Genomic DNA, 17,403 nt, shown 5'->3' on the forward strand with positions numbered 1-17,403 from the left:
CCGACAATATGTCAAGTGACAATCTGTCAGTAATGGTGTAGACTGATCGACATGTCCCTCTCCCCCCCCACCGGAGGCCGACGACGCCTGCCCTCGGCTGACCGGCGGCAGCAGATTCTCGACAGCAGCGAGGACCTGTTTACCACCCACGGATTCGAGGCCGTGAACATGGGCGACGTGGCCCGGCACGTCGGCGTCTCCAGACCCACCATCTACGCGTACTTCACGTCCACCACCGAGATCCTCGCCGAACTGCTCGCCCTGCGCCTGGGCGAATTCGAGCGGCGCCTCGCCCCGCTGCTGGCCGAAATCCACAGCGGCCAGCGCCAGCGTCCCTTCGCGGCCATCTACATGCACCTCGTACAGGAACGCTCGCTGCTGACCCTGCTCCAGAGCGGCAGCGGACCCGCCTTCACGCACCGCCGCCAGCAGGTTTTCGCGGACCTCGAAGGCCGCCTGCAGGCGCACCTGCCTGGCAGCGGCCCCCGCATCCCATTTTTGCTGACCTGCGTCACCCTGCTCATTCACAGCGCCGCCTCGCACGCCGTCAGCGCCAACCTGGACGGCGCCCAGAACCGTCAGGTCGCCGCGACACTCGACCGCCTACTGAACGCCGGGGTGCAGGCCTTCAGTACCCCCGAGACCCCGGCGTCACCAGCCACAAGCGGCTGACCGGTCCCCTCCCGGCGCCGCCGGGCGCACGGTTGGCCTTTATGCTTGAGCCCCGGCACGCGCCCGGCTCCTATGCTACGGGGCATGACTCCCAGCACCCCCACCCCTACCGCCCCGCTGCACGGACAGCACGTGCTGATCACCGGCGCAACCGGCGGCATCGGTCTGGTGACCGCCCGTGAGCTCACCGCGCGCGGCGCACACGTGACCATCATGGGCCGCAACCCCGGCAAGACCCAGGAGGCCGCCCGCCAGACCGGAGCCGCCGGCGCCCTGCTGGCCGACCTGAGCGAACTGGCCCAGGTGCGCCGCGCCGCCCGCGAGTACACCGAACGGTTCGGGAAGCTGGACGTGCTGATCAACAATGCCGGAGCGTTCAACGCCCGCCGGCAGGAAACGAGCGAGGGAACCGAACAGACCTGGGCTCTGAATCACCTCGCGCCGTTCGTGCTGACCCACGAACTCCTGCCCCTGCTGCGCCAGAGCGCCGCACCCAGGGTTGTGACAGTGGCCTCGGCCGCGCACGCCATGGGCCGTATCCGCTTCGACGACCCGGAATTCCGGCGTGGGTACGGCGGGTGGGCCGCGTACTCGCAGAGCAAACTAGCCAACATCCTGTTCGCGCGGGAACTGGCGCGGCGTGAGAGCCGCGTCCAGAGTAATAGCCTCCACCCGGGCATGGTCGCGACCGGATTCGCGCACAACAACGGCGGCCTCGTCAGCCAGTTGTACCGGGTCGTGGACCTGTTCGCCATCACACCCGAACAGGGCGCGCAGACCAGCATTCACCTCGCCGCCGATCCCATCGGGGTCACGGGGCGGTACTTCAGCAATTCACGCGAAACCACGCCCGCCCCACAGGCGCAGGACGACGGCGCGGCCCTGCGCCTGTGGGTGCTCAGCGAAGGCTATCTCGACTGACGGCCTGCGCGGGACAGCCCCCGTAGGAGTTCATGTCCGGGGGTGACGCCGGGCCGCTTCAGATTTCGCGGATATACCCGCTCGTCAGGAACTCCTGCACCATCGCTTCCAGGTCATGCAGGGCCACGTCCGAGCGCAGGGCGTACTCGGCGGGCGACAGCGATTCGCTCAGGGCGCGCAGGAAGGCCAGTCCCGGCACGCCGTGCCGGGCGCGGAAGGTCTGGTGCAGCCCCGTGATGGCGTTCGTGGCGTCCCGGCCGCGCAGCGTCATGGCGTAGTGGTGGTGCGCCCACCCGGCCAGACTGCGCGGCAGGATCAGTGTCTGCGGGCGCAGGGGCGCGGGGAACGCTCCCTCGTACGGCAGGGTGGCGGCCAGGGTCGCCATGATCTGACCGCGCAGGTAGTAGATCGCGCCGGTCGGCCGGGCGTGCAGGCCCGTGAAGTCCTCGGTCAGGTTGAACTTCCAGGCGCGCGAGCCGACGCCGCTCAGTACGTGCGCCAGGTCTGCCGGCAACGGGTGCGCGCTGAGCGACGCGCCCTGCTCGTACAGGTTCAGCAGTTCACCCAGCGCCTGCTCGCCCGTGCTGCTCGCGGCGGCGGCCGTGACGGCGCGGCCGTCGAACAGCAGCACGAAGGCGCTCTGCTCGCCCAGCGCGGCGTGCAGATACCCGTACCAGCCCCGCTCGTGCAGGTATTTCAAAAAGGCGTGCAGGTCGCAGAAGTGATGCGTGAGGCCCGTGTGGCTGGGTTCCGAGTGAGGCAGGAACCGCGCCAGAAACGGGGCCGCGCCAGGAAACATGGGCGTCAGTTCCGGAACCAGGTCGCTCAGGTCACTGCCGTGCGCGTCGTCTGCCGGGGCAGCGGGCAGCGGGTCGCCCGCCAAGTGGCCGTCAAGTTCAGTCATGGAATCCACCGCAGGTTCAGGTCGGGAGGCGAAAGGCTGGTCAGCGAACGGAGAGAGCGGAGGGTCCGGTAAGGCGCCAGAGTCCAGGGCACCTGGTTCCAGCGGGTCGGGTTGCTGGGTATGAGAACGGGCATTCACTGCGGGCGCGCTGTCCAGGGGCGCAGGCCCGAGCGGCGCTGTATCCCCTGCTACGGGGTGAGGTATTGCGGGATCAGGTACGGCGGGATCAGGTACGGCGGGATCAGGCGCTGCGGGATCAGGTGGGGCGCCGCCAGGAGCCACCGTGCCGGGAAGGTGAGCGACCGCCTGATCAGCGGGCACGCCCGTGCCGGGAGAGGCCGGGGCGGTCCCGTCGCGGCGCTGGGCCTGCTTCTGGTCGGCTTTCTGGTCGGCTTTCAGGTCGGCTTTCAGGTCGGCTTTCCGGGCGGCGGCGCGGGCAGCGCGGGCCACGCGGGCAATCGCGGCGGCCTCGCGGGCCTCCGGCGAGTCCGGGGGGCGGGGCGTGCGCGGGCGGCGCTCCTTCATGCGGCGCGTCCTCTGGCGGGGCCGAACGGGCCGCGCGGCGTGGTCGGATCGATTGGGGCGACCCCGCGCAGCGCCGCGCGGCGTGGGCTCACAGGCCGTCCACGCGGGCCAGAGCGTCCTGGGCAGGGTCGGTACTGGCCTGCAGGTCGGCGTCCAGCCGGGTCAGGCCCTCGCGGAAGCGCGCGCGATTCTGCACGTAGCGGGTGGCGTTGCCGCCAGTGGCGGCGGGACGCACCACCCGCGCCGGAATGCCGACGGCCAGCATGCCGTCCGGCACGTGCACTCCCTCTGGCAGCACGGCGCCGGCTCCCAGCACGGCCCCCGCTCCCAGGCTGGAGCCGCTGAGCATCACGGCGCCCATCCCGACCAGACTGCCCGGCCCGCAAACAGCGCCGTGCACGATGGCGCGGTGACCGACGGTCACGTGATCGGTCAGGATGCACGGCCAACCGGCGTCCGTGTGCAGCACCGCGCCGTCCTGCACGTTGCAGGCGGGGCCGACCGTGATGGATTCCAGGTCGCCGCGCAGCACGGCTCCGAACCACACGCTGGCGTGCTCGCTGACGGTCACCTGCCCGATCAGGTCTGCGCTGGGGGCGATGAAGGCAGTGGGGTGAATGTCTGGGACGTGCCCGTCCAGGGCGTAGCGCGGCATGCCTTTCCTCCGAAAGTCCGGGCGTGGCTCCGGGAGTGGGCCGCGCGGGTGTGCGCCGCTTTCCCTGTGATCACGCGCGGTGAGTCTTGACCTGCCTGCCAGCCTAGCATGAAGGGCCGCGCCGTCCGGCGGTACCGGCGCCTGCACGGCCGGAGCCTGGGCGTGCCGCCCCGGACGGAACGCCCAGGCTCCCAACGGCCAACCGTGTCGCTCACACCCCAGAACGGAACCCGCAGTGGTGGGCGATCCATTCCCCATTCGCCTCCTTGGCTGGTCAGCACGGCCTTCCCGGTAGTGACCTCAGGCACAGTCAGCCCTGTCCCCCATCTGAGGAAGCGGGCCGCCCCGCTGACCCGTAGCATGGACCGCATGACCGATCCCGCGCCGCCCGCCGCGCCCGACCCCGCCGTTCCTGGACCCCCTGATCTTGGCCACACTGCCGGGCAGGCCGGTTCGTTCCCAACCTCCGCGCTCAGTCCTGTGGTGACCACGTACCCGGTGTCATTTACGGGGTCGGCCGGGGAGTATTTCCGGCTGTGGATCGTGAACGCGGCGCTGTCGGTGGTGACGCTCGGCATCTACCTGCCGTGGGCGCGGGTGCGCAACCGGCAGTACTTCTACGGGCATACCTGGTTGGACGGGCATAACTTCGAGTACCGGGCCAATCCACTTAAGCTGCTGCGGTCGTACCTGGTGGTGGGGGCGCTGTTCGGGGCATCTACCCTGAGCCAGCAGAGTGAACGGTGGGGGTGGCTGTCGCTGTTGCTCGCGCTGGCGTTCGCGCTGCTGTACCCGTGGCTGGTGGCGCAGTCCATGCGTTTTCAGGCGGTGAATACCACGCACCGGGGGCTTCGCTTTCGCTTCGACGGCAGTGTGAAAGGCGCGTACGTGGCCTACGGCGCGGCGAACGTGGCGGCCACTCTCAGTGGGGGGCTGGCGCTGCCCTGGGCGTGGTTCATGCAGCGCCGGTATCAGGTGAACAACCTGTTGTACGGTTCGGCGCGCGGGAATTTTAGGGGGGACGTGGCGCCCATGTACCTGATCGCCCTGAGAGGCGTGGGCCTGCTGGTCGGGGCGGGGCTGCTGCTGGGCGTGCCCGCAGTGGTGGCGCTGGTGGCGTGGCTGGCAGGCAACGGCTCAGATCTGGACAGCATGGACTGGGAGATTCTGGCCACTTCAGGAGTGGCCCTGTTGTTCGTTGCGGTGGCGTACGTGATCCTGATCGCGCTGAACGGCGTGGCGTGGCAGTACGTGCGGGCGGCGACCATGCGCTATGTGCTGAACAACGCGGAACTGGGCGGCGTGGTCCGCGTGGGCGCGGCCTTCAACCCGTGGCGGGTGGTGTGGATCACCGTGTCGAACGGCGCGGCGCAATTGCTGACGCTGGGACTGGCGACCCCCTGGGCGGACATCCGCCGCAACCGCTACCTGCTGGAGGGTATGAGCGTGCGGGCCATCGCGTCCCTGGATGGGTTCGCGGGCGCCCCGGGCGGCCCGGAGTCGGCGCTGGGTGAGGCGGCCACCGAACTGCTCGATATCGGGCTGGGGTTCTGACGTGCCGGGTCTGAACGGGCCGGATCAGGCCGCGACGGACGGCCTGAGCGCACAGGGCGTGTTCTTCGATGGGCGCAGCAGCCGCGACCACCCGGCCACGCTGCTACTGGACGGTGATCAGGTGCGCGTGCGGCTGGGCGCGCAGACCGAGCATCACTGGCGCGCGGATCAGGTGACGCTGGAAGCGGCGCTGCCCGGCGTGCGCCGTAGCCTGAGCTTTCCGGACGGCAGCCGCTTCGAGACGCCGGACGACGTGGTCATCCGCGCCTGGGAGCGCAGGCACGGCCGCAACCGCCTGCTAGGCGGCGTGCGCAGGCTGGAGGGCAGCTGGGGCACGGCGCTGGGCGCGGTGGCCGTGACAGGCGCGGTCCTGTGGGGCACCGTGACGTTCGGCATTCCGGCGCTGGCGCGGCAGGCGGCGGCCGTGACGCCCGTGGGCGTGCTGGCAACCTTCGACCGCGAGACCCTCCAGGTGCTGGAGGATCAGAACCTGATCGCGCCGAGTGGACTGAGCGCGGCGCGGCAGGCGCAGTTGCAATCGGCGTTCCGGGACGTGAGCGGCTGGGCCGGCGGCCCCTACCGGTACCGGCTGCTGCTGCGCGACGGTGAACCGGCAGGAGGCGGGGGGATGGGCGCCAACGCGTTCGCGCTGCCGAACGGCACGGTTGTCATGACCGATCAGCTCGTCGCGCTGGCCAGCAGTGACCGGGAACTGACCGGCGTGCTGGCGCACGAGGTGGGGCACGTCACGCACCGGCACGGGCTGGCCGGCGTGTATCAGGCGCTGGGATTGTCGCTGATCGTCACGGCGCTGACCGGGGACGTTGTGAGCGGCGCGACCTTCGCGGCGGCGGTGCCGGTCGCGCTGGTGCAGGGCGGGTACTCGCGGGCGGCCGAGACGCAGTCCGATACGGTGGCCGCCCGCTTCATGCTGGAACGCTACCGGACCACGCGGCCCCTTCAGGCTATCCTGGCGCGGCTGGAGGCCCAGGAGGGAGGCGCGGGCGGCGGGCCGGACCTGCTGAGCACGCACCCCGGCACGGAGGCCCGCATCGAGCACCTGAGGCAGCTGGAGGACGCCGCCCGCTGACCTGAACGCCCCACCAGGATGCAGCCGGGATGCAGCCGGGATGCAGCCGGGATGCACTACGCTCTGGGGCGTGAAGTTCACGGTTGTGTCTACCAGTCTCGATCCGGAGAGTCGCAGTGCGTGGCTGTGCACGCTGGCCGCCGCGCAGTTGCGCGCGCAGGAGCATGAGGTCACGTTCCTCGATCTGCGCGCGCAGCCGCTGCCGCCCTTCGATAACGTGCAGGGGCCGGGCGGCTGTTACGCGCACCCGCACGCGGCGCTGTACCACGCGGCGGTTGCCGGGGCGGACGGCGTGTTCCTGGGCGTGCCCGTGTACAACTGGGGACTGGGGTCGGGCGCAAAGGCGCTGGTGGAACTGACGGGCAGCAGCGACGCGGCGCGCGGCCTACACGGCGCCTGGTTCGATAAGCCGGTCACGTTCCTGGTGTCGGGTGGGCTGGATCACGGGTACCTGAGTCACGGGGCGTTCGCGTTCGGGTTGATGGTGGATTTCCGCTGCGTGGTGAACCCGCACTTCGTGTACGCCACGTCGGCTCACTGGGACGCGCCGGAGGTTCCGGGCGAGTGGCTGCGGGCGCGGCTGGCGCGCACGGTGGCGCGGGGCGTGGACCTGTCGGCGCGCCTCTCGGGGCGGGACTACGCCAGCGTGTGGGAACTGTGACGGACCCGGGTCTGCCCGGGCGCACGCCGCGGCCGCCCACCGAGCGGCCGCGCGTGATCCTGGAGCACCCGGATTTTTATGTGGTGCACAAGCCCGCGCTGTGGCTCACGCACCCGGTGCGCGCGCGGGTGGAGGTGCCGGATGTGCTGACGTTCATGCAGCGCGCGACCGGCGAGGCCACCCTCGCGCCGCCGCACCGCCTGGACCGCGAAACCAGCGGCGCGCAGCTCCTGACCCGGGACCGGGAGGCCGCGCAGCGTTTTTTCACGCTGTTCAAGACGCATCTGGTCGGCAAGACGTACCTGGCGCTCGTGCACGGGACGCCCGACTGGGAGCGCCGCACGCTGGACGGCCCGCTGGGCGACCTGGGGCTGGGCGGCGCTAACCGGATCGCCATGAGGCAGGCGGTCGTGCCGGACGGAAAACCGGCCGTGACGGACTTCCGGGTCGTGGATCGACGCGCCGGACACGCCCTGATCGAGGCGTACCCGCGCAGTGGCCGCCTTCACCAGATTCGCGCGCACCTGTCTCACCTGGGTCTGCCGATGGTCGGGGACAAGATCTATGGCCGGGACCCGGACGTGTTCCTGGCGTTCATGGAGACCGGGCAGACGCCGGAACTCACGGCGCGGCTGGGGCTGGCGCGGCAGGCGCTCCACGCGGCGCGTGTGGCGTTCCCCTGGGCCGGGGCGCAGGTTGTGGCCGAGGTGCCCTTGGCCCCGGACCTCCAGGCGTACTGGGACGCGCTGCCCGAGACGCCCTGAAGACCCCGCGGCGCGGCGTGACCGTGGACTCTTGCCAAACGCATTAATCCGAGTATCCTGATCGGGTATGACCCTCTGGGGTCGGAGGCGCCCGATGGAAGAACGAACCCTTGATCAACTCAACCCCGGTGACGCCGCGCACGTTGTGTCCCTCGACCCCCGCCACCCGCTGCGCCGCCGCCTGCTGGAACTGGGGTTCGTGCGGGGCGCGCCCGTGACAGTGGTGCGCCGCGCCCCGATGGGTGATCCGCTGGAACTCCGGGTAAACGGCACGGACCTCGCGCTGCGCCTCGCGGACCTCCGGGGCATCCGGGTACGGCGGTGACGGCCCCGCTGCTTCCCCCGAGCGTGCCTGACCTGGGGGGACTGCGCCTCCCGGACGCCGCTGCCTGCGCCGTCACGGTCGCCCGCCTTCAGGGGGCGCGTGAGCCGCGCGTGGTCGTGGTGGGAAACCCGAACGTCGGGAAGACCACGCTGATCAACGCGGTCGCCGGGACGCGCCTGAAAGTCGGGAACTGGTCGGGCGTGACGGTCGAGAAACGCGAGGCGCACCTGAGTCACGCGGGCCGCCGCGTGCACCTGCTTGACCTGCCCGGCGCATACTCGCTGAGCCCGCACACGCCCGAGGAACTGATCGCCCGCACGGCCCTGATGGACGAGGCCCCGGACGCCGTGATGAACGTACTGGACGCCGGGAACCTGGAACGCAACCTGTACCTGACGCTGCAACTGATGGATTTCGGGCTGCCGGTGGCGGTCGCCCTGAACCTGGTGGACGAGGCGCGCGACAAGGGCCTGACCGTGGACGCCCCGGCGCTGTCGCGGGCGCTGGGCGTGCCGGTCATCGAGACGGTTGCCAGCCGCAGCGTGGGCACGGCAGACCTGATGAGCGGCGTGCTGGACCGGGCGACACTGGGCGTGGCCGTGCGCTACCCGGCAGCCATCGAGGAGGCCGCGCAGGACCTCACCTCCTGCATGTCGGGCCTGAGTACCCTGCCGCCGCACGCACACCGCTACCTGGCGCTGGCGCTGCTGGAGGGCGACCCGAGCGTGCGGGGTCGGCTGGCCGCGACCGGGCATCAGCCGCTGCTGGAGGCCGCCGACGCGCACCTCGCGGCGCTGGAGGCACGTGGCCTGGACCCGCTGATCGAGATCGCCGAGGCCCGGTACGCCCGCGCGGGCGACCTGGCCCGCGTGGCCGTGCCGCAGGCGCAGGCCCGCCGGACCTTCAGCGAGCGGCTCGACCGCCTGACCCTTCACCCGCTGCTGGGCATTCCCCTGTTCCTGGGGCTGGTCCTGCTGGTGTTCCGCCTGACCTTCAGCGTGGCCTCGCCGTTCGTGGACCTGATCGGCGGGCCATTGCAGGACATTCTGAGCGGGTGGGCGTCGGCTGGACTGGCGTGGTTCCCGCTGGCGCGTGACCTGGTGGTCGGGGCGATCATTCCGGGCGTGGGCACGGTCCTGAGCTTCCTGCCGACCCTGCTGGTGCTCTACCTCGCCATGAGTTTCCTGGAGGACAGCGGGTACATGGCCCGCGCCGCCTTCCTGATGGACCGCGCCATGCGCTCGGTGGGCCTGGACGGCCGGGCGTTCATTCCGCTGATCCTGGGCTTCGGCTGCAACGTGCCCGCCGTGTACGCCACCCGCACCCTGGAGCGGCGCAGTGACCGGGTACTGGTCAGCATGATCCTGCCGTTCATGAGCTGCTCGGCGCGCCTGCCGGTGTACGTGGTGTTCGCCGCTGCGCTGTTCCCGCGTTCCGGCAGCTGGCTGGTGTGGGGCCTGTACGTGCTGGGCATGGCCGTGGCGTTCCTGTTCGCGCTGGTGCTGCGCCGCACGTCCCTGCCGGCCGAGGGGGGCGGCGTGCTGCTGGAACTGCCGCCGTACCGCTTCCCGGCGTGGCGGGTGCTCTGGAAGCACGCCTGGCGGCGCACCGCGAGTTTCGCGCGCCGCGCGCGCACCACCGTCATGGGAACCGTGGCCGTGGTGTGGCTGCTGCTGGCCCTGCCTGCCGTGAGCGGCCAGCGCTTCGCGACCGTGCCGCCGCAGCAGAGTCTGTTCGGGGTGGTCAGTCAGGCCGTGTCGCCCATCTTTGCGCCGCTGGGCTTTGGGAACTGGCAGGCGACCGGGGCGCTCGTGCCGGGCTTCATTGCCAAGGAGGTCGTCGTGGGTACCCTGGGGCAGATCTACCTGGGTGAGCAGGCCGCCGCGCCCGCACCGCTGGGCCTCGTGGCTGGGATCACGCAGACACTGGGCGCTGCCTGGGACGCCGTGAAGGCCAGCGTGTCGGCCCTGCCGACCGTGCTGGCCCTGCCCAGCCTGAGCGCCGGGCCCAGCGCCGATACGCAGACGCCGCTGGCCGCCGCGCTGGCCCGCGCGTTCACGCCCGCCAGCGGACTGGCATACCTGGTGTTCGTGCTGCTATACACGCCATGCATCGCCACGGTCGGGGCCATGGCGCAGGAGCACGGGCGGCGCGTCGCGTGGGTGACAGTCGCGTACCAGCTGGCCACCGCCTGGGTCGTGGGCCTGATCGTGTACCAGATCGCGTCGAGGGTCCTGTGACCCGCACTCCGCTTAAGTGGCTTGCAAGGCCGCTGGGTCCGAGCAGAGCGAGCAGGAGCGAAACGGGTTCCGGGCGTAGGGTTGGTAACCCGGTGCCGTCCCGGGTTGACCACGAAACAGACGGATTCCGGGCGACACGGGTACGTACCTCCGTGGCGGCGTCCGCATGAGCGCCTCGCCGCTGGCAGGCATCCTGAACGCCATTGCCCGGCAACCGCGCACGCCCGCCGAACTGGCCCGCGACCTGGGCAGCAGCGAAGGCGCCCTGAGCGGCATGCTGCGCACCCTACAGGGCGGCGGCTACGTGCAGGAGGCCACGCAGACCACGGACGGCTGCGAGTGCGGCCCCTGCGCCCTGAAAAGCATGTGCCGCAACGCCGATCAGGACGCCCCGCCCCTGCACCTGCTGCGGCTCACGCCACGCGGCGAGGCGTACCTGCGCCGCCTTCTGCCCATGACCAACTGAGGGCTAAGTACACTGCGTTTATCCTGTAGATACACCGCGCGGAGCGCGGAGCAGAAGAACGTACGTTGGAGCGGAGATGGAGAGGTTCCGGTGCTTTCCCGGCATGGCGCCATGTGAGCTTCAAGGTCCTTAGTCCCTCGCCCGCCACCTTTTCCCGCCCTCCCCTGCCCCGCGCAGGCCAGGGCCGGGAGCCGCCTGGGTCCAGCCTTCACGCCCGCCGGGCGTTGCAAGGTGGTCACTCCTGACAGGTCGGCCGCCTGGCCGCCCCTATACTCGCCGCATCATGACTGCCCACCCTTCTTCCGCCCCGCGCGTCAGTCCGTGGGTGCTGTCCGCGTTCTGGTTCGGCACGGCGTTCCACTGGCTGCTGCTGCTGCTGGTCCTGATGCCCGCCAACGTGGAATCGTTCGTGGGTTCGTCCCTGAAAGGCACGTACTCGGGGGCGCTTGTGGCCATCGGCGCGGTCATGGCCTTGGTGATCCCGCCGCTGGTCGGGGCCCACAGTGACCGCACGGGGCGGCGCGTGCCGTACCTGCGCGTGGGCGTGGGTGTGAACCTCGCCGGACTGGCCGTCATGGCGGCCGCCGTGACCCTGCTCGGCGGCATGGCGGGCTTCTGGGTGTACGTGCTGGGGTTCGTGCTGGTGCAGTTCGGGAACAATTTCGCTACCGCGCCGTACTCGGCCCTGATTCCGCAACTCGTTCCGCCCGAGCAGCGCGGCCGCTACAGCGGCGTGATGGGCATGCTTCAGGCGGCCGGGCAACTGCTGGGCGCCGTGAGTGCCTTCGTGGTGGGCAGCCTGCACCTTCCGGCGCTTATCTCTTTCGTGCTGATCGGCCTGTTTCTGCTCGTCCCGGCGCTGGTGACCATGCGCGGCGTGCCGGACGATCACGCGCCGCCCGCCGCGGGACAGCGCCCGGCGCCGTGGCGCACGCTGTTCGCGTACCAGCCGTTCCTGTGGGTGTTCATCACGCGCGTGCTGTTCGCGCTGGGGCAGTACTCGGTGCAGCCGTTCTTGCAGTACTACAACGCCGACGTGCTCAACCAGAAGGACCCGGTGACCTCCAACTCGATCATGCTGGCGTGCATCATCGTGGCCAGCATCGTCTCGGCCCTGATCGGCGGGCGGGTCAGCGACCGGGTGGGCCGCAAACCCGTCATTTACGTGGCGGGGACCACCATGGCGGCCGCTGCGCTGCTGCTGCTGGTCGTGCCGGGCTTCGGCGCGGCGCTGCCCCTGGCCGTGGTGTTCGGCCTGGGCTTCGGGGCGTTCACCAGTGTGGACTGGGCGCTGGGCAGCGACGCCATGCCCAGTGACAGCAGTTTCGCGCGTGACATGGGCATCTGGCACGTGGCATTCGTGGCCCCGCAGTTCATCGGTGGGCCGCAGGGCGCGCTGCTCGACTGGGGGAACGCGCGCGGCGACAACCTGGGCTACACGCTGGTGTTCGGCATTGCGGCCGCGTTCTTTATTCTCGGTGTACTGCTGGTGCGCAACGTCCCCGACACCCGCCCGAAGGGCGTACACCGACCCGCCTGAGCGTCGTGTACCGCCTTTACGCAGGCCATGACCGTGATCCTCACGCGGTGTGCAGCGTTCCTTCAGGACGGGTTACGGAGCTGTTCACACGGTGCGCCGCCTCCCAGTCCGGCGTGGCCGGGGCGTGGCAGGGTAAACCCATGACGCAACCCGATTCCACCCGCAAGGACCCCGTCAAGACGCTCGCCAGCCTGATCAAGGAAGTGCATTTCGCCATGCTGACCGTGCAGACCGCCGAGGGGCACCTGCACGCGCACCCCATGACCACCCAGCAGGTCGAGTTCGACGGTGACATCTGGTTCATCGGAGGCAAGGATACCGAGCAGGTGCGCGACATGGCGGCCCGCCCGCAGGTGAACGTCAGTTACTCCAGCCCCGACAAGGGCGTGTACGTCAGCGTCACCGGGACGGCCCAGCTCGTCGAGAACCGCGCGAAACTCGATGAACTCTGGAGCGACTTCTACCAAGCGTACTTCCCGCAAGGCAAAGAAGACCCGAACATTCAGCTCATTCAGATTCACGCCAGCGGCGCCGAGTACTGGGAAGGCAACGGCAAGGTCCGCAGTCTGCTGGAATTCGCCAAGAGCTTGGTGGGCGGCAAACCCGACATGGGCGAAAACGAAACCATCCGCCTCTGAGCCCAGGCCGAAAGCCGCGCAGAAGGATAGACACCGATATGAGGGGATGCCCGTTCAGGTCAGACGGGCAACCCCTCATATTGATGTCAGCTTGAGCGGCAACGAGTCGGTGCAGGGATCTGTCTGGCCCTCTCGTTCACAGCCCAAAACAGGTGTGAATTGTGAACGAGAGGGCCAGAAACCCTCCTACTTGAGTTCCTTGATGACGGCGGTGTTCAGGCTGGTGGCGGCTTGGTTCACATACACGGCCAGTCTGGTCTGCGCGGCGACTTTCTCGTCGAGCACCACGGTGTATCCGTTGGCCCTGGCAACCTTGGCCACGGCGGCATTGATCTTCTTGCTCAGCGGCTGAAAGGCCCCGTCGATCCGCTTGGCGTAGCTGGTGCGGGCGGCCGCGTAGGCCTGCTGGGCCTTGGTCAGCGCGGCGCGGTTGGCGGTCGTGTTCGACTTCGCAGCCAGCGCCTGAAGGGCTTTCTGCCGGGCGCCCAGGTCAGCCGTGGCCTTGGCGTTCAGGTCCAGGTAGGGTTTGCTGCCGGGCATGGCCTTGATGACCGTCTGCACGTTCAGGGTACCGACGCGGCTCCGACTCTGCTGCGCGTGAGGAACGGTCGTCAGGAGGGCCAGCGGTAGGATCATCATGAATTTGTTCAAGGGTGGTGTCTCCTGGCAGGTGGGCGGCGTGCCTGATACGAATTCAGATGGATTCAGAACTGCACTGAATCAATCCGAGCGGACGAGAGTAGGAACAGCAGACGCCCCTTCGTGGTATGGAGCCGCAGACGGCGCTTTTCCGAATGTGGCGGAATGGAGCGCAGTTCGTACGAACACTTGCTCATGGAATGGCGCGGCCCCGCCAGCATTCTGCCTGCGGGGCCTAGCCTCACCATCAGCCTGTCAGGAATGGGACTCTATGGGCTGGCGTCCGTCTGGTAGATCGCCCGCCCGGGGTCCGGATAGCCGACCCCAGGCCCAGCCATGCCTGCGCTGCTCGATGGGCGGCGCGGGAGCACAGGGCGGCTCGGGCCGAAGGGGTGTGCGAGCCCGTCAACCGGAGTAGGCCTTACTGGATTACTTGACGGCCTTGGCGACGGCGTCGGTCAGTTCGGTGCTGCTGTCGGCGTAGATGACCAGTCCGCTCTTGGCGGCCACGTCACGGTCCATGATGATGGAGAACCCGTTGCTCTTGGCGGTGGTGTTGATGGCGCTGTCCACGGCCTTCTCGACCTCGGCGATCTTGGGGGCCAGCTGCTTGTCGTAGGCGTCGGCTTTGCTCTTGATGGTGGTGACGAGCGCCTCACGGTTCTGCTTCTCGGCGGCGGATGCGGCGGCACCCTTGGCATCAATAGCCTTAACCTGCTTGTCGAGCGCCGAGAGTTCTTCGTCGGCTTTTTTCTGGATGGCCTGGATGTCCTTGTCGCTGGGGTGGGCGGCCAGCAGCTTGGATACGTTCACGAACCCGACCTTCTGGGCGGGGGTCTGGGCGTGCGGGGCGACCGTACCGAGGCCGTACGCGGCGACGAGGGCCAGGGGAGCGAGAATCTTGGCGTTGATCTTCATGAGTGGAACCGTAGCACGGCCTTTTCTGAGCCGAATGAAGGCCCGCTGACGCCCCGCATATGCAGCGCTGTTTTGGCCGCACATGTAGAATACGCGCATGCTCGTTCGTGACTGGATGACCCCCCACCCGACCACCGTGACCCCCGAAACGCCCGTCATGGAAGCCCTGAAACTGCTCAAGGAAGGTGGGTTCCGGCGCCTGCCGGTCATGGATGGGGAGCGGCTGGTGGGCATCACGACCCGCAAGGACCTGAAAGACGCCATGCCCAGCAAGGCCACGACCCTCAGCGTCTGGGAACTGAACTACCTGCTGAGCAAATTGACAGTCAAGGAGATGATGGCCCGTCCGGTCATCACGGCCGCCGAGGGCGAGTACATGGAGGACGCGGCGCTGCGCATGCAGGAGCATCACGTGGGGGGCCTGCCGGTCCTGAACGACGCGGGCCGCCTGAGTGGAATTATCACCACCATGGATGTCCTTCGGGCGTTCACGGGCATCCTGGGCATGCGCGAGGGCGGCCAGCGCCTGACGCTGGACATGCCGGACGTGCCGGGCAGCCTGGAACGTGCGACCAGGGCGATCCTGCCGAGCAACATCATCAGTGTCGCCACGTACGGAGGCGAGAACGGTCGGCGGCGCTTCGTGATGCGCGTCAATGGCGAGGGAATGAACGACGTGCGCGAGCGGGTGCGCGCCACGGGCATCAACGTGCTGGACTGAAGCACCCATAGCAGCACCCATAGCAACGTGCTGGCCTGAAGGGCACACAGGAAGGCACCGCCAGAGAAAGGGGGGCCCGGTGTTCGGAACACCGGGCCCCCCTTTCTCGTTGCAGGCGGTTACAGCAGGCTGACGGCGTATTCGCCCATCAGGCGCGGGATGTTCACGCCGGTGGTCGCCACGGAGTTCTTGAATTCCATGGTGTGGTTGATCTCGATGATCTTCAGCCCCCCCCACTCGTTCTGCGCGGCGGGGTCCTCGACAAGGTCAATGGCGACGATCTGCCCATGCACGGCAGCGGCGGCCCGCACGGCCAGGTCGGCCATCTCGGGCGTGACGGGGCAGTTGCTGGCCTTCGCGCCGCGCGCAGTGTTGGTGATCCAGTGTTCGCTGGTGCGGTAGATCGCGCCGATGCACTCGCCACCCACCACGAAGGCGCGGATGTCCCGGCCGGGTTTGTTGATAAGTTCCTGCACGTAGAAGATTCCGTGCTGGGGACCGCCCAGGACTTCCTTGTGTTCGATCACGGCCTCAGCAGCGGCGCGGTCGTTCAGGCGGCTGACCATGCGGCCCCACGAACCGACGGTGGGTTTCAGGACGACCGGGTAGCCCATGGTTTCGATCAGTTGCAGGGCCGTGTCGCCGTCGAAGGCCACGCCGGTGCGGGGGGTGGGCAGGCCGTGGGCGTGCAGGGCGGCGTTCGTGGCGAGTTTATCGCCGCACAGTTCGATCACGTGCGCGGGGTTGATGACTTTCACGCCGAAGCCTTCGAGGGCGCGCGTGACGCCGTGGCCGCGGCTCTGGCTGACGCAGCGTTCAATGGCGACCCGCCAGGGAACGCCAGCGCGGCCCTGGTCGTCGAAGGTGACGGTCAGTTGTGGCGTGTAGACCTTGTCGTAGGGAACGCCGAGGTCGTCGAGGGCCTCGAAGAGCATTTTCTCGTCGGGGCGGATGCGGTCGTACAGGACGGCGAGGTCTGCCATGAAAATGTCCGGGGTTGGTGGCCTTGCAAGGCAGCGCGGTCAGGTGTTCCGGTGGAACGGCCTGACCGCGTGCCCTGGCGGGCTCACTCTCCCCAGTCCTCCGCTTCCTGCGGGGCAGCTTCGAGGCGGGGGGGTTCGACGGAGACGACCTCGTACTCCACGCCGGTTTCGTCGTCGGTGACGAGTTCGCCGAGTTCTGGGTTGGTGAGTTCGATCAGTGCGCCGGTATCGGGGTTTTCAAATTGAACGGTAGCCATATGTACTCCTTACGCTTGATAGGTTATTACGCCAGAATTATTGCGTTCGCAATTGCCTAGGCAGGTTCGCCAGCCCCTTTGTCAACTGACGTCCGCGTCCTCCATCCATTCCAGCGCCACGAGACCCTGGCAATGCGGGCACGACACCACACTGACCTCCGCGCCCTCCAGTACCTGCACCGGCGCGGCCGCCAGCAGATCTTCGGTGACCTCAAACTCCTCACCGCAATTCGGGCAGGTTGTCATCTCACCCAGCAACTCCAGATCGAAGTCCTCTCCTTCACCGTTGCGGGTCACCTCCATCTCCGAATGGCAGGAATCGCATACGATCACGTCCCCCACCATCAGCTCGGCGCGGTCCTCATCGGTCAACTCCAGCACTTGAGCACACACGGGGCATTCAATCTCCAGGATCGCCATACGCCCAGTCTAGGCGGGCTCACCCGGAAAGCGCCCGTGCTTCTTGAAAAACGCCAGGATGCTCCCCTCCGCCAGCGCCTCACGCAGGAACTCCGGCGGCGGCGGCAACTGCACCGTCCCGGCCGCATGCGTCAGCACCCCAGTCTGAACGTCCAGCGACACCTGTGCGCCGTCCTCCAGCAGACCCGTCAGATCGAACTCGAAAGCCGGGATGCCCAGATTCAGGAGGTTGCGGTAGTGAATGCGCGCGAAACTCGGCGCGACGATCCCGCCCACCTGCAACGTCTTCAGCGCCTGCGGGGCGTACTCGCGGCTGCTGCCCAGGCCCCAGTTGCGCCCCCCGATCAGCACGTCGCCGGGCTGCACAGACGCGGCGAACTCCGGGCGGATGTAATGGAACGCGAAGGTCTGGAACACGTCCTCGCCCGCCATGAACGGCGCGAACTTGCCCGGCAGGATGTCGTCCGTGTTCACGCTGTCGCCAAATTTCCAGATTCTCGGCATGCTGGG

20 protein-coding genes are annotated in these 17,403 nt (G+C 68.6%); 12 read left to right on the forward strand and 8 right to left on the reverse strand.

Features of this window, described 5'->3' with window-relative positions:
* The first annotated feature begins 51 nt into the window (after positions 1–51).
* Together QZ271_RS04420 and QZ271_RS04425 are read left to right on the forward strand one after the other, a co-directional pair.
* Positions 52–672 (forward strand): TetR/AcrR family transcriptional regulator, encoded by a 621-nt coding sequence (locus tag QZ271_RS04420; protein ID WP_291429358.1) that lies wholly within the window; start codon positions 52–54, stop codon positions 670–672.
* An 84-nt stretch (positions 673–756) separates the two neighbouring features.
* Complete coding sequence (locus QZ271_RS04425; protein ID WP_291429360.1) at positions 757–1,593, forward strand: SDR family oxidoreductase; 837 nt, start codon at positions 757–759, stop codon at positions 1,591–1,593.
* Between the two features lie 58 nt (positions 1,594–1,651).
* On the opposite strand, the gene QZ271_RS04430 is transcribed toward QZ271_RS04425, so the two are convergent.
* Together QZ271_RS04430 and QZ271_RS04435 are read right to left on the reverse strand one after the other, a co-directional pair.
* The gene (locus QZ271_RS04430) at positions 1,652–3,022 is read right to left on the reverse strand and encodes a hypothetical protein (protein ID WP_291429362.1); all 1,371 of its coding nucleotides are present in this window, start codon (positions 3,020–3,022) and stop codon (positions 1,652–1,654) included.
* An 88-nt stretch (positions 3,023–3,110) separates the two neighbouring features.
* Positions 3,111–3,677 carry a gamma carbonic anhydrase family protein gene (locus tag QZ271_RS04435; protein ID WP_291429364.1) on the reverse strand — a complete coding sequence of 189 codons (567 nt, stop codon included), beginning with the start codon at positions 3,675–3,677 and terminating at the stop codon, positions 3,111–3,113.
* A gap of 369 nt (positions 3,678–4,046) precedes the next feature.
* Here QZ271_RS04435 and QZ271_RS04440 point away from each other — a divergent pair, with 369 nt between their 5' ends.
* From QZ271_RS04440 to QZ271_RS04480, 9 genes are all read left to right on the forward strand, one after another.
* On the forward strand, positions 4,047–5,231 hold the full coding sequence (locus QZ271_RS04440) for a YjgN family protein (protein WP_291429366.1): 1,185 nt from the start codon (positions 4,047–4,049) through the stop codon (positions 5,229–5,231).
* Position 5,232: 1 nt separating this feature from the next.
* On the forward strand, positions 5,233–6,321 hold the full coding sequence (locus QZ271_RS04445; protein WP_291429367.1) for a M48 family metallopeptidase: 1,089 nt from the start codon (positions 5,233–5,235) through the stop codon (positions 6,319–6,321).
* A 70-nt stretch (positions 6,322–6,391) separates the two neighbouring features.
* Positions 6,392–6,982 (forward strand): NADPH-dependent FMN reductase, encoded by a 591-nt coding sequence (locus tag QZ271_RS04450; protein ID WP_291429369.1) that lies wholly within the window; start codon positions 6,392–6,394, stop codon positions 6,980–6,982.
* Positions 6,979–7,746: an RluA family pseudouridine synthase gene (locus tag QZ271_RS04455; protein ID WP_291429371.1), complete on the forward strand. Its 768-nt coding sequence runs from the start codon at positions 6,979–6,981 to the stop codon at positions 7,744–7,746. Before QZ271_RS04450 ends, QZ271_RS04455 begins: the two co-directional genes overlap by 4 nt.
* A gap of 94 nt (positions 7,747–7,840) precedes the next feature.
* On the forward strand, positions 7,841–8,071 hold the full coding sequence (locus tag QZ271_RS04460) for a ferrous iron transport protein A (RefSeq protein WP_291429373.1): 231 nt from the start codon (positions 7,841–7,843) through the stop codon (positions 8,069–8,071).
* On the forward strand, positions 8,068–10,311 hold the full coding sequence (gene feoB, locus QZ271_RS04465) for a ferrous iron transport protein B (protein ID WP_291429374.1): 2,244 nt from the start codon (positions 8,068–8,070) through the stop codon (positions 10,309–10,311). Before QZ271_RS04460 ends, feoB begins: the two co-directional genes overlap by 4 nt.
* A 166-nt stretch (positions 10,312–10,477) precedes the next feature.
* Entirely contained in the window at positions 10,478–10,777 is a 300-nt protein-coding gene (locus tag QZ271_RS04470; RefSeq protein WP_291429376.1) for a MarR family transcriptional regulator, read from the forward strand.
* 241 nt (positions 10,778–11,018) lie between these two features.
* Positions 11,019–12,317: an MFS transporter gene (locus tag QZ271_RS04475; RefSeq protein WP_367114303.1), complete on the forward strand. Its 1,299-nt coding sequence runs from the start codon at positions 11,019–11,021 to the stop codon at positions 12,315–12,317.
* Positions 12,318–12,457: 140 nt separating this feature from the next.
* Complete coding sequence (locus QZ271_RS04480) at positions 12,458–12,955, forward strand: pyridoxamine 5'-phosphate oxidase family protein (RefSeq protein ID WP_291429380.1); 498 nt, start codon at positions 12,458–12,460, stop codon at positions 12,953–12,955.
* 186 nt (positions 12,956–13,141) lie between these two features.
* On the opposite strand, the gene QZ271_RS04485 is transcribed toward QZ271_RS04480, so the two are convergent.
* A complete protein-coding gene (locus tag QZ271_RS04485; protein ID WP_291429382.1) occupies positions 13,142–13,606 on the reverse strand; it encodes an OmpH family outer membrane protein in 465 nt (154 codons plus the stop codon).
* A gap of 417 nt (positions 13,607–14,023) precedes the next feature.
* Complete coding sequence (locus QZ271_RS04490; RefSeq protein ID WP_291429385.1) at positions 14,024–14,512, reverse strand: OmpH family outer membrane protein; 489 nt, start codon at positions 14,510–14,512, stop codon at positions 14,024–14,026.
* Between the two features lie 97 nt (positions 14,513–14,609).
* Here QZ271_RS04490 and QZ271_RS04495 point away from each other — a divergent pair, with 97 nt between their 5' ends.
* Complete coding sequence (locus tag QZ271_RS04495) at positions 14,610–15,233, forward strand: CBS and ACT domain-containing protein (RefSeq protein WP_291429386.1); 624 nt, start codon at positions 14,610–14,612, stop codon at positions 15,231–15,233.
* A 119-nt stretch (positions 15,234–15,352) separates the two neighbouring features.
* Here the strand turns inward: QZ271_RS04495 and lysX are convergent, their stop codons facing one another.
* The 4 genes from lysX to QZ271_RS04515 form a co-directional block, all read right to left on the reverse strand.
* On the reverse strand, positions 15,353–16,216 hold the full coding sequence (gene lysX, locus QZ271_RS04500; RefSeq protein WP_291429387.1) for a lysine biosynthesis protein LysX: 864 nt from the start codon (positions 16,214–16,216) through the stop codon (positions 15,353–15,355).
* 83 nt (positions 16,217–16,299) lie between these two features.
* The gene (gene lysW, locus QZ271_RS04505; protein WP_291429389.1) at positions 16,300–16,473 is read right to left on the reverse strand and encodes a lysine biosynthesis protein LysW; all 174 of its coding nucleotides are present in this window, start codon (positions 16,471–16,473) and stop codon (positions 16,300–16,302) included.
* Between the two features lie 81 nt (positions 16,474–16,554).
* Complete coding sequence (locus tag QZ271_RS04510) at positions 16,555–16,893, reverse strand: hypothetical protein (RefSeq protein ID WP_291429391.1); 339 nt, start codon at positions 16,891–16,893, stop codon at positions 16,555–16,557.
* 9 nt (positions 16,894–16,902) lie between these two features.
* Entirely contained in the window at positions 16,903–17,397 is a 495-nt protein-coding gene (locus QZ271_RS04515) for a homoaconitate hydratase (protein ID WP_291429393.1), read from the reverse strand.
* Between the last annotated feature and the right edge of the window lie 6 nt (positions 17,398–17,403).

This window comes from Deinococcus sp. (assembly GCF_018260555.1).
Lineage (GTDB): Bacteria > Deinococcota > Deinococci > Deinococcales > Deinococcaceae > Deinococcus.